The 13423-nt window shown below is 71.9% G+C and carries 14 protein-coding genes; 4 read left to right on the forward strand and 10 right to left on the reverse strand.

The genetic code is table 11. The annotated features are described in order from the left end of the window. Positions 1-9: 9 nt before the first annotated feature. Entirely contained in the window at positions 10-1233 is a 1224-nt protein-coding gene (gene hemW, locus O7622_RS26845; RefSeq protein WP_282310909.1) for a radical SAM family heme chaperone HemW, read from the reverse strand. 19 nt (positions 1234-1252) lie between these two features. On the opposite strand from hemW, the gene O7622_RS26850 reads away from it, so the two are divergent. Next, the gene (locus O7622_RS26850) at positions 1253-2038 is read left to right on the forward strand and encodes an enoyl-CoA hydratase-related protein (protein WP_282310910.1); all 786 of its coding nucleotides are present in this window, start codon (positions 1253-1255) and stop codon (positions 2036-2038) included. 111 nt (positions 2039-2149) lie between these two features. Continuing rightward, positions 2150-3010, forward strand: coding sequence for a hypothetical protein (locus O7622_RS26855; RefSeq protein ID WP_282310911.1), 861 nt, complete (start codon positions 2150-2152; stop codon positions 3008-3010). Between the two features lie 13 nt (positions 3011-3023). Here O7622_RS26855 and O7622_RS26860 read toward each other — a convergent pair whose 3' ends face one another. The 7 genes from O7622_RS26860 to O7622_RS26890 all read right to left on the reverse strand — a co-directional run bounded on the left by O7622_RS26860 (position 3024) and on the right by O7622_RS26890 (position 9917). Further along, entirely contained in the window at positions 3024-3857 is an 834-nt protein-coding gene (locus tag O7622_RS26860) for a carbohydrate ABC transporter permease (RefSeq protein ID WP_013287980.1), read from the reverse strand. Further along, positions 3854-4840, reverse strand: a complete 987-nt coding sequence (locus O7622_RS26865; RefSeq protein ID WP_013287981.1) for a sugar ABC transporter permease — start codon at positions 4838-4840, stop codon at positions 3854-3856. Before O7622_RS26865 ends, O7622_RS26860 begins: the two co-directional genes overlap by 4 nt. After that, positions 4837-6129 carry a sugar ABC transporter substrate-binding protein gene (locus O7622_RS26870; protein WP_282310912.1) on the reverse strand — a complete coding sequence of 431 codons (1293 nt, stop codon included), beginning with the start codon at positions 6127-6129 and terminating at the stop codon, positions 4837-4839. Before O7622_RS26870 ends, O7622_RS26865 begins: the two co-directional genes overlap by 4 nt. A gap of 222 nt (positions 6130-6351) precedes the next feature. Then, positions 6352-6636, reverse strand: a complete 285-nt coding sequence (locus O7622_RS26875) for a transglycosylase (RefSeq protein WP_013287983.1) — start codon at positions 6634-6636, stop codon at positions 6352-6354. Positions 6637-6887: 251 nt separating this feature from the next. Continuing rightward, positions 6888-7175, reverse strand: coding sequence for a GlsB/YeaQ/YmgE family stress response membrane protein (locus O7622_RS26880; protein WP_116507974.1), 288 nt, complete (start codon positions 7173-7175; stop codon positions 6888-6890). A 221-nt stretch (positions 7176-7396) separates the two neighbouring features. After that, positions 7397-9274, reverse strand: coding sequence for a translation elongation factor 4 (gene lepA / locus O7622_RS26885; protein ID WP_282310913.1), 1878 nt, complete (start codon positions 9272-9274; stop codon positions 7397-7399). 106 nt (positions 9275-9380) lie between these two features. Next, positions 9381-9917 carry a DUF4240 domain-containing protein gene (locus tag O7622_RS26890; protein ID WP_282310914.1) on the reverse strand — a complete coding sequence of 179 codons (537 nt, stop codon included), beginning with the start codon at positions 9915-9917 and terminating at the stop codon, positions 9381-9383. Here O7622_RS26890 and O7622_RS26895 point away from each other — a divergent pair. Then, a complete protein-coding gene (locus tag O7622_RS26895; protein ID WP_282310915.1) occupies positions 9916-10986 on the forward strand; it encodes a phosphotransferase in 1071 nt (356 codons plus the stop codon). The two genes, O7622_RS26890 and O7622_RS26895, sit on opposite strands and share 2 nt — an antisense overlap. Before the next feature lie 271 nt (positions 10987-11257). Continuing rightward, entirely contained in the window at positions 11258-11524 is a 267-nt protein-coding gene (rpsT, locus tag O7622_RS26900; RefSeq protein ID WP_013287988.1) for a 30S ribosomal protein S20, read from the forward strand. 341 nt (positions 11525-11865) lie between these two features. Here the strand turns inward: rpsT and O7622_RS26905 are convergent, their stop codons facing one another. Then, the gene (locus O7622_RS26905; protein ID WP_282310916.1) at positions 11866-12363 is read right to left on the reverse strand and encodes a hypothetical protein; all 498 of its coding nucleotides are present in this window, start codon (positions 12361-12363) and stop codon (positions 11866-11868) included. Beyond that, on the reverse strand, positions 12360-13340 hold the full coding sequence (gene holA / locus O7622_RS26910; RefSeq protein WP_282310917.1) for a DNA polymerase III subunit delta: 981 nt from the start codon (positions 13338-13340) through the stop codon (positions 12360-12362). The genes O7622_RS26905 and holA overlap by 4 nt, the downstream gene beginning before the upstream one ends. Positions 13341-13423: the final 83 nt, after the last annotated feature.

Genomic DNA, 13423 nt, shown 5'->3' on the forward strand with positions numbered 1-13423 from the left:
CGGTGCGGGTCACGGCAGCAGGTCGCGTACCACCGCGTCGGCCAGCAGCCGGCCGCGCAGCGTCAGCACCACCAGCCCCCGCGCGTACGCCCCGGTGTCGAGCAGCCCGGCGTCCCGGGCCCGCTCGGCACCCGCCCGGCCGGGCTCGTCCAGCACGTCCAGCGGCAGCCCGGAGGCGAGCCGCACCCGCAGCATCACGTCCTCCATGTGCTGCTCGTCCGGGGTGAGCTGCTCCCGGGCCAGCGCGGGCGAGACGCCCTCGGCCAGTCGGCCCGCGTACGCGCTCGGGTGCTTCACGTTCCACCACCGCACGCCGCCGACGTGGCTGTGCGCCCCCGGGCCCAGGCCCCACCAGTCGGCGCCGGTCCAGTAGAGCAGGTTGTGCCGGCACCGGGCCGCCGCCGACCGGGCCCAGTTCGACACCTCGTACCAGGAGAATCCGGCCTCGCCGAGCGCGGCCTCCGCAGCCAGGTAGCGGTCCGCCGCCACGTCGTCGGAGGGGTACGGCAGCTCGCCACGGCGCATCCGCGCGGCCAGCCGGGTGCCGTCCTCCACGATCAGGGCGTACGCGCTGACGTGGTCCACGCCCGCGTCGACCACCTGGGCCAGCGAGGCGGCGAAGTCCTCGGCCGTCTCGCCCGGCGTGCCGTAGATCAGGTCCAGGTTCACGTGCGCGAATCCGGCGTCGCGCGCCTCCCGCGCGGCGGCGATGGCCCGGCCCGCGCCGTGCCGCCGGTCGAGCACCGCGAGCACACCCGGCGCGGCGGACTGCATGCCGAGCGAGATCCGGGTGTAGCCGGCGGCCCGCAGCGTCTTGAGCGACTCCGGGCTCACCGACTCGGGGTTGGCCTCGGTGGTCACCTCGGCGTCGGCGGCCAGTCCCCAGACGCGGTCGATGCCGTCGAGGATCCGGGCCAGGTCGTCGGCGGGCAGCAGGGTGGGCGTGCCGCCGCCGACGAAGACGGTGTCGACCCGGGGTGGCGGCGAGTCGCCCAGCACCCGGGCGGCCAGCGCCAGCTCGGCCAGCACGGAGTCGGCGTACGTCTCCCGGCTCGCCCCGCCGCCCAGCTCCGCGGCGGTGTACGTGTTGAAGTCGCAGTATCCGCACCGGCTGGCGCAGAACGGCACGTGGACGTACACGCCGAAGCCGCGCGCGCCGACGGCGCGACGGGCGGTGGCGGGCAGCGATCCGTCGCGGGGGACGGGTTCGCCTTCTGGAAGGACGCCGGGCATGGCCACTAGTGTGCCCGGCATGACCTCTCCGGACGCTCTCGTGCGAGTCGCCACGGCCCGTGGGGTGACCACCCTCACCCTGGACAGCCCGCACAATCGCAACGCGCTCTCCACGCCCCTGATGACCGAGCTGCTGGCCGGGCTGGCCGGCGCGGTCGCCGACGGCGCGGTACGCGCGATCGTGCTCGACCACACCGGTCCGGTCTTCTGCTCCGGCGCCGACCTGAAGGAGACAGCCGCCGCGTACGCCAGCGGTACGGTGCCCGCCGGGATGCTCGGCGACGTGCTCGTCGCGGTGCGGGAGTGCCCGAAGCCGGTGGTGGCGAAGGTGGCCGGGCCGGCCCGGGCGGGTGGGCTGGGCCTGATCGCCGCCGCCGACCTGGCGGTCTGCGCGCAGGAGGCGACGTTCGCGTTCACCGAGGTGCGGATCGGCGTGATCCCGGCGGTGATCTCGGCGACCGTGCTGCCGCGGCTGGGTCAGCGGGCCGCCGCCGAGCTGTACCTGACCGGCGACACGTTCGACGGCCGCCGGGCCGCCGAGATCGGCCTGGTCACCGCGGCGGTGCCGGCCGACGAGCTGGACGCCGCCATCGAGCGCTACTGCGCCTCGCTGGTCAAGGGCGCCCCGGGGGCGCTGGCCGGGGCGAAGGAGCTGCTGCGCCGGCCGGCCGGTCCCGAGCTGCGGGCCGAGATCGCCGAGTTGGCCGCGCTGTCGACCGGGTACTTCCTCTCCGACGAGGGGCGCGAGGGCGTGACGGCGTTCCGGGAGAAGCGCCCCGCCGCCTGGGTGCCCGCCGGAGACTGAGGTTCGCGGCGGCCCTCGCGTGAGCCGGTCCGGCCGACGCGGGGCCCGCCGGTCGGCCGAGCCCCGCCGTGGCGGGTGGGACGTACGCTTGTCGGACTGTCGGGACAGGGGGTGCGGGTGCGGACGCGAGCGGCGATCGTGGCATCCGGGGTGGCGGTGTGCGTGCTGGCGCTGCTCGCGGTCTACGTCGTGACCAAGCAGTTCGGCGAGCACCTGCGGCTCCCCCTGGCCAGCCGGACCTGCACCGTGAAGGCCGACGGCGAGGTGGTGCTCGGCGCCGACCAGATGGCGAACGCGGCCACCATCGCGGCCATCGGGATGCAGCGCCGGATGCCCGAGCGGGCGGTGGTGGTGGCGCTGGCGACCGCCTACCAGGAGTCGCACCTGCGCAACATCGCCCACGGCGACCGCGACTCGCTCGGCCTGTTCCAGCAGCGCCCGAGCCAGGGCTGGGGCAGCCCGGAGGAGATCCAGGACCCGCGGTACGCGGCGAACAAGTTCTACGCCGCGCTGAAGAAGGTCAAGGGCTGGGAGCGGATGCGGATCACCGACGCCGCCCAGCGGGTGCAGCGGTCGGCGTTCCCCGAGGCGTACCAGAAGTGGGCGGACGAGTCGGAGGTCCTCACCCGCGCGCTGCTCGGCCACGCGACAGGCGCGGTGGCCTGCACCGTCAGCTCGCCGCCGACGATGCGCGGGCCGGCCGCCGCCAGCGCCGTGCTGGAGGGCCTGTCGCTGGACTGGGGGCTGCCCCGGCTGGCCACTGCGACCGACCTGACCGCGCTCACCGTGCCGGCCGGCGACGACCGCAACGGCTGGCGGTACGCGCACTGGCTGGTCTCGCACGCCGACGACCACGGCGTGAAGAAGGTCCGCTTCGGCAACCTGGAGTGGACCGCCGAGCAGGGCTCCTGGGCCCGGGTGAAGGGCGACCCGGCCACCGAGGTGCGGGCCGAGGTGTTCGCCGCGGCCTGACCGGGCCGCCGGGTCAGCCCTTGACGGCTCCCGCGACCAGGCCGGAGACCATCCGGCGCTGCACCAGCAGGAAGAAGACGATCACCGGCAGGGTGAACAGCGTGGACGCCGCCATCACCGAGCCCCAGGCGGTGTCGTCCCGGCCGAAGAAGAACGTCATCGCCACCGGCAGCGTGTACTTCTGCTGGTCGTTGATGAAGGTCAGCGCGAAGATCAGCTCGTTCCACGCGGTGATGAACGAGAAGATGCTGGTGGCGACCAGGCCGGGTGCGACGAGCGGGAACAGCACCTTGCGGAACGTCTGGGCCCGGCTGGCGCCGTCGATGGCGGCGGCCTCCTCCAGTTCCTTCGGCACCGCGGCGACGAAGCCGCGCAGCATCCAGACCGCGAACGGCAGCGAGAAGCCGAGGTACGTGAGGATCAGGCTGGGCAGCGTGTTGTAGAGGCCGAGCCGCTGGATCATCAGGAACAGCGGGATGACCAGCGCCTCCAGCGGGATCATCTGCACCACCAGCAGCATGATCAGGAACGTGGTGCGCAGCTTGAACCGGAACCGGGCCACAGCAGTCGCGGCGAGCAGCGCGACCAGCCCGCTCAGCAGCACCGTCGCCAGCGCGACGAGCGCGCTGTTGAGGAAGAAGTCGGCGAACGTGACGCCCGGGATCAGGTTGCCGGTGAGGATCTCCCGGTAGTGCTCCAGCGTCGGCTCCGCCGGCACCGGCCGGGGGGTGGACGAGAAGATCTCCCGGTTGGGCTTCAGCGAGGTCGCCACCATCCAGTAGACCGGGAACGCGGCGAAGAGCGCGACCAGCAGGCCCGCGCCGTTGAGGGCGATCTTCTTCATCATTCGTCCTCCTGCCGCAGCACCATGCGGACGTACAGGGCGGTCACCACGAGCAGGATCACGGTGAGGATGACCGCGATGGCCGAGCCGAGGCCGTACTTGGGCGGTGGTGAGAACGCCTCCGCGTACGAGTAGATCGACAGCATGAACGTGGACCGGTCCTGGGTGCCGCCGGCCAGCACGAACTGCTGGGTGAAGACCTTGAAGTCCCAGATCGTGGAGAGCACCACGAGGATGCCGAAGACCGGCCGCAGGACCGGGAACGTCACCGACCAGAAGACCTTCCACGGCCCGGCGCCGTCGACCCGGGCCGCCTCCTGCAACTCCGTCGGCACGCTCTTGAGCCCGGCCAGCACGCTCACCGCGATGAACGGGAACGAGTGCCAGACCACCACGAGCGTCAGGATGGCGAAGAACAGCAGCGGGTCGTTGAACCAGCCGTACCCGGTCCAGTCGCTGCGTCCGAAGAGCGCCGTGGACAGCCCGTCCGGGAGCTTGTTGAACAGCCAGGTGACCAGGCCGCTCGTGTCGTCGAAGATCCACTTCCAGACGATGGTGCCGGTCAGCGCCGGGGTGGCCCAGGCGAGCATCACGCAGCTCGCCACGAACGTGGCCATCTTCTTGCCCAGGCGGTTGAGCAGCAGCCCGACCAGCGTGCCGAGGATCATCGTGAGCGCCACGTTGGCGAGCGCGAACAGCACCGTGTTGCGCAGCACCGTACGGAAGAACGGGTCGCCGAGGATCTGCGCGTAGTTGGCCAGGCCGACCCACGGCCACTCGCGGTCGCCGCGCAGCTGCCGGACGCTGTCCAGCTTGTGGAAGGACATCCACACGACCTGGCCGAGCGGCCAGAGCAGCAACACCGCGATGATCGCCAGGCAGGGCAGGAGGAGCAGGTACGGAAGGTGGTCCACCCGGCGACGGCGCCGCCGCGCGGGGGTCTCCCGCGCGGCGGCCTCGCCGGTGGCCTCGGTCAGCGTGGTCACTTGGCGTTGAGGATGCTTTCCATCTCGGTGGCCGCGTCGGCGGTGGCCTTCTCGACCGTCTTCTGGCCCTTGATGACCGAGCTGTTCATCGCCTGGGTCACCGTCTTGGTCCGGCTGACCTCGACCCACTTCGGGGTGAGCGGGGTCAGCTTGGTGTTCTGGATGGCGGTGGCGAACGCGGCCATCACCTTGTCGTTGGCGTAGTCGCCGCTGCTCACCAGGTCCTGGTAGACCGGGAAGAAGCCGAGGCTGCTGGCGAACTCCTTGTCCTTCTGCTTGCTCAGCAGCACGGTCATGTAGTCCCAGGCCAACGCCTGCCGCTTGCTGTCCTTCCAGATGGCGATGTCGGAGCCGCCGGCGAACGCCGGGGCGGGCTTGCCGTCCGGGCCGGGGATCGGGAACGTGCCCCACACCTTCTCGATGTCGGGGTTGTCCTTCTTCATCGCGCCGCCCTGCCAGCTACCGGCGAACGCCATGGCGGCCTTGCCGGTGGCGAACTGGGTACGGGCGTCGACCTCGTTCCACCCGGCGGCGGCCGGCGGGGCGACCTTGTGCACTGTCACCAGGTCGGTCCAGAACTTGACCGCCTTCTGCGCCTCGGGGGTGTTGTAGCCGGACTTCCAGCTGTCGCCCTCCTTGGTGGCGATCTCCCCGCCGGCACCCCAGAGGAAGGAGTAGAACGGCAGCTCGGAGTTGCCGGGCAGGGCGATGCCGTAGGTGCCGGGCTTCTTGGCCTGCACCGCCTTCGCGGCGGCGACCATCTCGTCCCAGGTCGTCGGCGGCTTCGCACCGGCCTCGGCGAACCAGTCGGTGCGGTAGTAGACGGCGCGGACGCCGGCGTACCACGGCACGCCGTACTGCTTGCCGTCGAGCTGGGCGTTCTTGACCAGGTCGGGCAGGATGTCCTTGCCCTCGGACCAGCCGTTGAACTTGTCCGAGACGTCGGCCAGGGCCTCCTGCGCGGCCCAGCCCTGGGTCTCGGTGTTGCCCAGCTCGGTGACGTCCGGGCCCTCCCCGCCTGCGAGCGCGGCCTGGAACTTCTTCGGCGCCTCGAGCCAGGGGATGTACTGCACCACGACGTCGGTCTCGGGGTGCTTCTTCTTGAACTCCGCCTCGACGCTGTCGAGGAACGTGGTCTGGGCGTCGCCGCCCTCACCCATCATCCACACAGTGAGTTTGCTGTTGTCGGCGGCCTTGTCGTCGTCGCCGGAGCCACCGCATGCGGTCAGCACCAACGCGGCCGACGCCACGATGGCGGTGACCGGAGCCAGCCGCTTCCACCTGTTCACGCCATATCTCCCTCAGGGCCGTTTGGCACTAACCTTCTCCGCCGCACCTTAGTAGGAAAATTTCCTTTACAACAGGGGGTGTTCGTGGCGGAGGGCACAGGCGACCGTATCGCAGCCGGAGGCCCGGCCGACATCGTTGCCGTCCGGGCAGTTCAGGCCCACGTACGCCGACGGGCGCCCGGCCGGTGAGGCCGGGCGCCCGTCGAGGCGCGTGGTGCGGGGTCAGTAGCGCGAGACGCCGCGGCGACGGCCGACACCGGCCACCAGGGCCACGCCGATCGCGGCGAAGAGCACCTGCAGCATCAGCTCGCGCCAGTCGATACCGGCGGTCTCGGCGAAGCCGGAGGCCCGGGCCACGATCGTGCCCAGAAGCGCGGCGCCGACACCGATCAGCATGTGCAGCCAGATCGGCATGTTCTGACGGCCCGGCACGACCAGCCGGCCCAGCGCGCCGACGATCAGACCAACGACCAGCGCGGTGATGATGCCCCAAACGGTGAGCTCCATGGTCGCCCTCCTCCTTAAGATCCGGTCACACGTTTTTGTGTTCACTGTCGTGATCGCTAAGTTCCCGACCGCCCGGAAATCCAAACCGACTCCGATGACGAATTGTGCAGACGTACCCTGACCTGCTAATTCTTCCCGATACCCGGCGCGGTGGGCGGTCCCGGCGCACCGACGGGGTTCAATGCCCCGAATACGCCGACGGGCGCCCGGCCGGTGAGGCCGGGCGCCCGTCGAGGCGCGTGGTGCGTCGATCAGTAACGCGAGACACTGCGGCGGCGGCCGACGCCGGCCACCAGGGCCACACCGATGGCGGCGAGCACGACCTGCACGGCCAGCTCGGCCCAGTCGATGCCGGCGGTCTGCGTGGCGATGCCGAGCGCGCGGGCCAGGACGGTGCCCAGCAGCGCGGCGCCGACACCGATCACCATGTGCAGCCACATCGGCATGTTCTGCCGGCCCGGCACGACCAGCCGGCCCAGCGCGCCGACGATCAGACCAACGACCAGCGCGGTGATGATGCCCCAGACGGTGAACTCCACGGTCGGTCCTCCTAAAGCGATTTCGCACGTTCTGTGCGGTTGCTGTCGTGCCCGCTAAGTGCCCGACGCATCGAAAACCGAAACCGGCGGCATCGGCCGCCGCTCCCCCGGCCGGGACGAACCCGCAGGTGGGAGCGCTGCCAGCAGCTGAAAATTTCCTGGGTACGCGAACCGGCCGGCGCCCCGAAGAGGACGCCGGCCGGTCGCGGAGCCTGGTCGGGTTACTTCTTGCCGGCGGGCTTGCCGTCGCCGGAGTCGGACGAGAGCGCAGCGATGAACGCCTCCTGGGGGACCTCCACCCGGCCCACCATCTTCATCCGCTTCTTGCCCTCCTTCTGCTTCTCCAGCAGCTTGCGCTTCCGGCTGATGTCACCGCCGTAGCACTTGGCGAGCACGTCCTTGCGAATCGCGCGGATGGTCTCCCGGGCGATCACCCGGCTGCCGATGGCCGCCTGGATCGGCACCTCGAACTGCTGACGCGGGATCAGCGTACGCAGCTTCGCCGCGATCGTCGTGCCGTACGTGTACGCCTTGTCCTTGTGCACGATTGCGCTGAACGCGTCGACCGGCTCGCCGTGCAGCAGGATGTCGACCTTGACCAGGTCGGACGCCTGCTCGCCGGAGGGCTCGTAGTCGAGCGAGGCGTAACCCTTGGTGCGGCTCTTGAGCTGGTCGAAGAAGTCGAAGATGATCTCGGCCAGCGGCAGCGTGTAGCGCAGCTCCACCCGGTCGGCGGAGAGGTAGTCCATGCCGAGCAGGCTGCCCCGGCGACCCTGGCACAGCTCCATCACGGCGCCGACGTAGTCGTTCGGGGTCAGCACCGTGGCCCGCACCGTCGGTTCGTACACCTCGGCGATCTTGCCGGTCGGGTACTCGCTCGGGTTGGTGACCACGATCTCCTCACCGTCCTCCTGGATGGCCCGGTAGACCACGTTCGGCGCGGTGGAGATCAGGTCGAGGTTGAACTCCCGCTCCAGCCGCTCCCGGATGATCTCCAGGTGCAGCAGGCCGAGGAAGCCGCAGCGGAAACCGAAGCCCAGCGCGCCGGAGGTCTCCGGCTCGTAGACCAGCGCGGCGTCGTTGAGCTTGAGCTTGTCCAGCGCCTCGCGCAGGTTCGGGTAGTCCGAGCCGTCGATCGGGTAGAGCCCCGAGTAGACCATCGGCTTCGGGTCCTTGTAGCCGCCGAGCGCCTCCTTGGCCGGATTGCCGTTGATGGTGACCGTGTCGCCGACCCGGGACTGGCGCACGTCCTTCACGCCGGTGATCAGGTAGCCCACCTCGCCGACGCCGAGCGCGTCGGCCTTGACCATCTCGGGCGAGATGACGCCGATCTCCAGCAGCTCGTGGACGGCGCCGGTGGACATCATCTTGATCCGGTCCCGGGCGGAGATCCGGCCGTCGATCACCCGGACGTACGTGACCACGCCCCGGTAGACGTCGTACACCGAGTCGAAGATCATCGCGCGGGCCGGCGACTCGGCCTCGCCGACCGGCGGCACGAACTGCCGGACGATCTCGTCCAGCAGGTAGGGCACGCCCTCGCCGGTCTTGCCGGAGACCCTGATGCAGTCCGCCGGGTCGCCGCCGATCAGGTGGGCCAGCTCCTCGGCGTACTTCTCCGGCTGGGCGGCCGGCAGGTCGATCTTGTTGAGCACCGGGATGATGTGCAGGTCGTTCTCGAGGGCCAGGTAGAGGTTGGCGAGCGTCTGCGCCTCGATGCCCTGCGCGGCGTCGACGAGCAGGATCGCACCCTCGCAGGCGGCGAGCGAACGGGACACCTCGTAGGTGAAGTCCACGTGGCCCGGGGTGTCGATCATGTTGAGCACGGCGGTCTCACCGGCCCGGTCGCCCTCGCGGATCGTCCACGGCATCCGCACGGCCTGGCTCTTGATGGTGATGCCGCGCTCGCGCTCGATGTCCATCCGGTCCAGGTACTGGGCGCGCATCTGCCGCGGGTCGACCACACCGGTGAGCTGCAACATCCGGTCGGCCAGTGTCGACTTCCCGTGGTCGATGTGGGCGATGATGCAGAAGTTCCGGATGCGCGCCGGGTCGGTGGCACCAGGAGCGTTCGCGCCGGGATCGAGCGTCGGTGGCACAGCGGTCCGTTCTGGTCGGCTGACGTGAGCGGGCCGGCGCGCCGCCGGCCCCCTCCATGGTCCCACGTCGCCCGGGGCGCGCCCGGGCTCCCCCTTCACTCGACGCCTATTCCACGGGTGGCTCGACGAACAGCGCGGCCAGCCTCGGCAGCCGGCGGCGGGCCTCCTCCTCGTCGTCGAAGTCCCAGAAGTCGTTCAGGTCGGGCACCGGGACCGGGTCGCGCTCGGCCGGCAGGTCGGACGCGGTCGCCTTCCGGTACGCGTCCCACGGCACCGCCAGCATCTGCTCGCACTCGAACTCCTCGCCGCTGAGCGCGGCGGCCCGGACCTGCGGCAGCTCGGCAAGCGCGTCCGGGTCGCCGACCGCCCGCGCGAACACCGCCCGCCCCTGGGTGATCAGCCAGCCCCGGAAGTACTCGAAGCCGTCGTCCGAGGCGCCCCCGTTGATCAGGTACGCCGCGCCCCAGAGGTCGACCCTGTAGGAGGCGGCGAGCACCCGCCGCTGGTGGTGGGCGTATCCGACGATCTCCTCCGGGTCGCGCTCGGCCAGCAGCGCGACCGCCCGAGCGGCGACCGCGTCGGGCTCTCCCCCGCCGCCGGCGCGGGCCTCGTCGATCAACTGCCAGAACTCGTCGGTCCTCATGGTGGGCAGTCTGGCAGAGCCCACCGACGCGCCGGTTCGCCGCGCGCCACCGGTGCGGCAGCATGGTGCGGTGCGTGCGATCTCCCTACCGCCCGTCCCGTACGGGTCGACAGCCGTCCGGCCCGGCTGGGCCGACCTGCCGGCCGGGCTGCGCGACGCGCTGGCCACCCGGATCGGCGGTCCACCGGCTGCGGTACGGGTGGCCGGTGGCGGGTTCACCAGCGGCTTCGCCGCCGTGCTGACCGGCCCCGCCGGGGAGCGCGTGTTCGTCAAGGCGGCGGCACTGCACGGGCAGCGGCACCTGGTCGACTGGTACGCCCACGAGGCGGCGATCCTGGCCCGGCTCCCGGCCGGTCTGCCGGTGCCCCGGCCGCGCTGGGCGCTCACCGAGTCCGGCTGGTACGCGCTCGCGCTCGACGTGATCGACGGGCACACCCCCCGGCTGCCCTGGGCGCCGGCCGAGCTGGACGCCGCACTCGCCACGTACGCCGAGGTGGCCGCCGCGCTCGCCGGCCCGCCCGCGGAGCTGGCCGCGCTCCGGCTCCCCCGCCTCGCGGACCTGGCCCGCGACGACATCCTCTGGTGGGGCGAGGTGGCCGCCGGGCGCGAGCCTCTGCCCGAGCCGGCGGCCGGCGCCCCGCTGGCCGAGCTGGTCGCGCTGGAGTCGCGCCTGCCCGGGTACGCCGACGCCGCCCCCGGACTGGCCCACGGCGACCTGCGGGTGGACAACCTCCTGATCGACTCCGACGGCCGGGCCTGGCTGTGCGACTGGCCCTGGCTCTGCCACGGGCCGGCCTGGTTCGACCTGGCCGGGCTGCTGCTCACCGCGTACGCCAGCGGCCTGGACGCGGACGCCGCGTTCGCCGGTCACCCGGCGGCGGCGGGGGCGCCCGCTGACGCGCTGGACGTGACGCTCGCCGCGCTGGCCGGGTACTTCCTGACCGGCGCCGCCGCCGGGCCGTCGACCGCCTCCCCGCACCTGCGCGCCCACCAGCGCTGGAGCGGGGAGCAGGCGCTCGCCTGGCTGGCCGAGCGCCGACGATGGTCCTGGACACGCCCTTTCTCTTGATCCAAACCGGCCCGGGGAGGTGGCGGCATCACGCGGGGCCGGACCCCGCCACCTCCCCGGGATGGCACCGCTCGACCCGCCCTGGAATCGGTCCGGCCTGCCGTGACCCCGGGTACGACGGCAGGCTGGTGGCGGATGTCGGCTGGGCCCGGCCGGAGGCGTTTTGGCTCGCCCGGGGCCGACCTGGTAGCCTGGCTTTTCGCGCGGCGATGACGCATGCTCGTCGTGCGCGAAAGCAGACCAACCCGAGCTATCAAGACGAGGCTGTCGCGTGGCGAACATCAAGTCCCAGATCAAGCGCAACCGGCAGAACGAGAAGCGCCGGCTGCGTAACAAGTCGGTCAAGTCGTCGCTGAAGACCGCCATCCGGAAGTTCCACGAGGCTGCCGAGGCGGGCGACACCGAGAAGGCCACCGTGCTCATGCGTGAGGCCACCCGCAAGCTGGACAAGGCTGCCAGCAAGGGTGTCATCCACTCGAACCAGGCGGCCAACCGGAAGTCGGCGATCGCCAAGCGCGTCGCCTCGTTCTCTGCCTGACCAGCGCTACAGATCCCACCGGAAGCCCCGGGGCCACCGAGCCCACGGGGCTTCCGCCCGTCCGCACTCCACCGCAGCGGCTCGCGTAGCGCCGTGCGCGCCGTGGGCGTGGAGATCTTGGACGATTTCGGCCCCTCCAGGGGCCATTTCGTACCAAGATCTCGGGGTGACCGCGGCCCGGCGGCGTCTCCGCCGGGAGAGAGCGGGGCGCGGTGTCGGGAGGCGCGGCGCGGGGCCTCCGGAGGGCGAGCGGGAGATGTCGGGAGGCGCGGCGCGGGCCGCCCGGAGGGCGTAGCGCGCGGTGTCGGGAGGCGGGGCGCGGGGCGTCGGGAGGGCGGCCGCTACTGCTCGTTCGGGTGGTCGAACGTCGCGCGTCGGGGGTGGTGATAGCGGATGCCCCGGGAGTCCGTGGTCGCGCCGCCCGGCGACACGTGGGCGCTCGCCGGTGCCGCGCCGCGCGGCAACGACCCGATGCTCGCCGCGCCGCCCGGGAGCGCGCGGGCGTTCGCGGGCACCCGGGCTCGCCCGACCACCGGCTCCATCTGGCGGCGGAAGCGGTCCCGCTCCTGCTCGGGCACCTGCGCCGCGGTGCGGACGACCATCTCGGCCACCACGTCGTTGAGCTTGACCATCGCCGCCACCGCGATCGGCAGCACCAGCACCGCCCACCAGCTCACCAGTTCGGCGAGCGCGAGCAGCACGGCCAGCGCCACCGCGCCCTCGAAGAAGAGGAAGCAGAGCACCCCACCCGGGTTGACGAAGCGCAGTCCCAGCACCCGGGCGTAGAGCGGGCGGTACCGCTCCTCGTCCGTGGCCACCGTCGACCACGCTCGGGTCACCGGGCGCCGCCCTGCCGGGCCGCGGCCACCGAGAACACGGCCCGCTCCAGCGCGTACGCCCGATCGTCGGCGCCGCCCTTGACCGCCGCGTTGCACTCGGCTGCCACCCGCATCGCCTCGACCAGGCCCTCCGGCGTCCAGCCCCGGGCGCGCACCTGGGCCTTCTCGATCTTCCAGGCCGGCATGCCGAGCGTCTTGGCCAGTTGGAACGCGCTGCCCCGCCCGGCGGCGGCGACCCGGGCCACGGTCCGTACGCCGTCGGCCAGCGCGTCGGCGATCGGCACCGGGTCGACGCCGACGTGCAGCGCCCATCGCAGCGCCTCCAGTGCGCCTGGCACGTCACCGACCATCGTCGCGTCGGCGACGGTGAAGCCTGTCACCTCGGCCCGCCCCCGGTAGTACCGGGCGACAGTGTCCGCGCCGATCCGCCCGTCGGTGTCGGCGACCAGCTGCGAGCAGGCGGCCGCCAGCTCACGCATGTCGTTCCCGACGGCCGCGACCAGGGCGTCGGCCGCGTCCGGCGTGCACCTGCCGCCGATACGGCGGATCTCGTCCCGCACGAAGGCGGCCCGCTCGCGGTCACCCTTGAGCCTCACCGCCGGCACCACGGTGGCGCCCGCCGCCCGCAGGCCGTCGGCGAACGCCTTGCCCTTGGCCCCGCCCAGGTGCAGCACCACGAGCTGAACCTCCGGGTCGGGATTCTTCGCATACGCCAGCAGCGCTGTGGACAGGTCCTTGCGGGCGTCCTGTCCGGAGCGGAGCACGAGCACCCGGCGACCGCCGAACAGCGACGGGCTGAGCATCTCGGCGATCTCGCCGACGGTGAGCGTGCCGGCCTGGTATTCCCGTACGTCCACGTCGGGGTCGACCTCGCGGGCCCGGGCGACGGCTTCGGTGACCGCTCGCGTGGCGAGCAGCTCCTCGTCGCCGAGGACGAGCACAATAGGAGGCAGGTCGGCGGGGGTCACGTCGCCCATACTCGCACGCCCTCCGACCCGGCCGGGCCTGCTCATCGGGGACTGTGACGGCGCAGCCCGCACACAGCGCAAATCCAGACATT

This window comes from Micromonospora sp. WMMD1076 (genome assembly GCF_029581475.1).
Taxonomy (GTDB): Bacteria; Actinomycetota; Actinomycetes; order Mycobacteriales; family Micromonosporaceae; genus Micromonospora; species Micromonospora aurantiaca.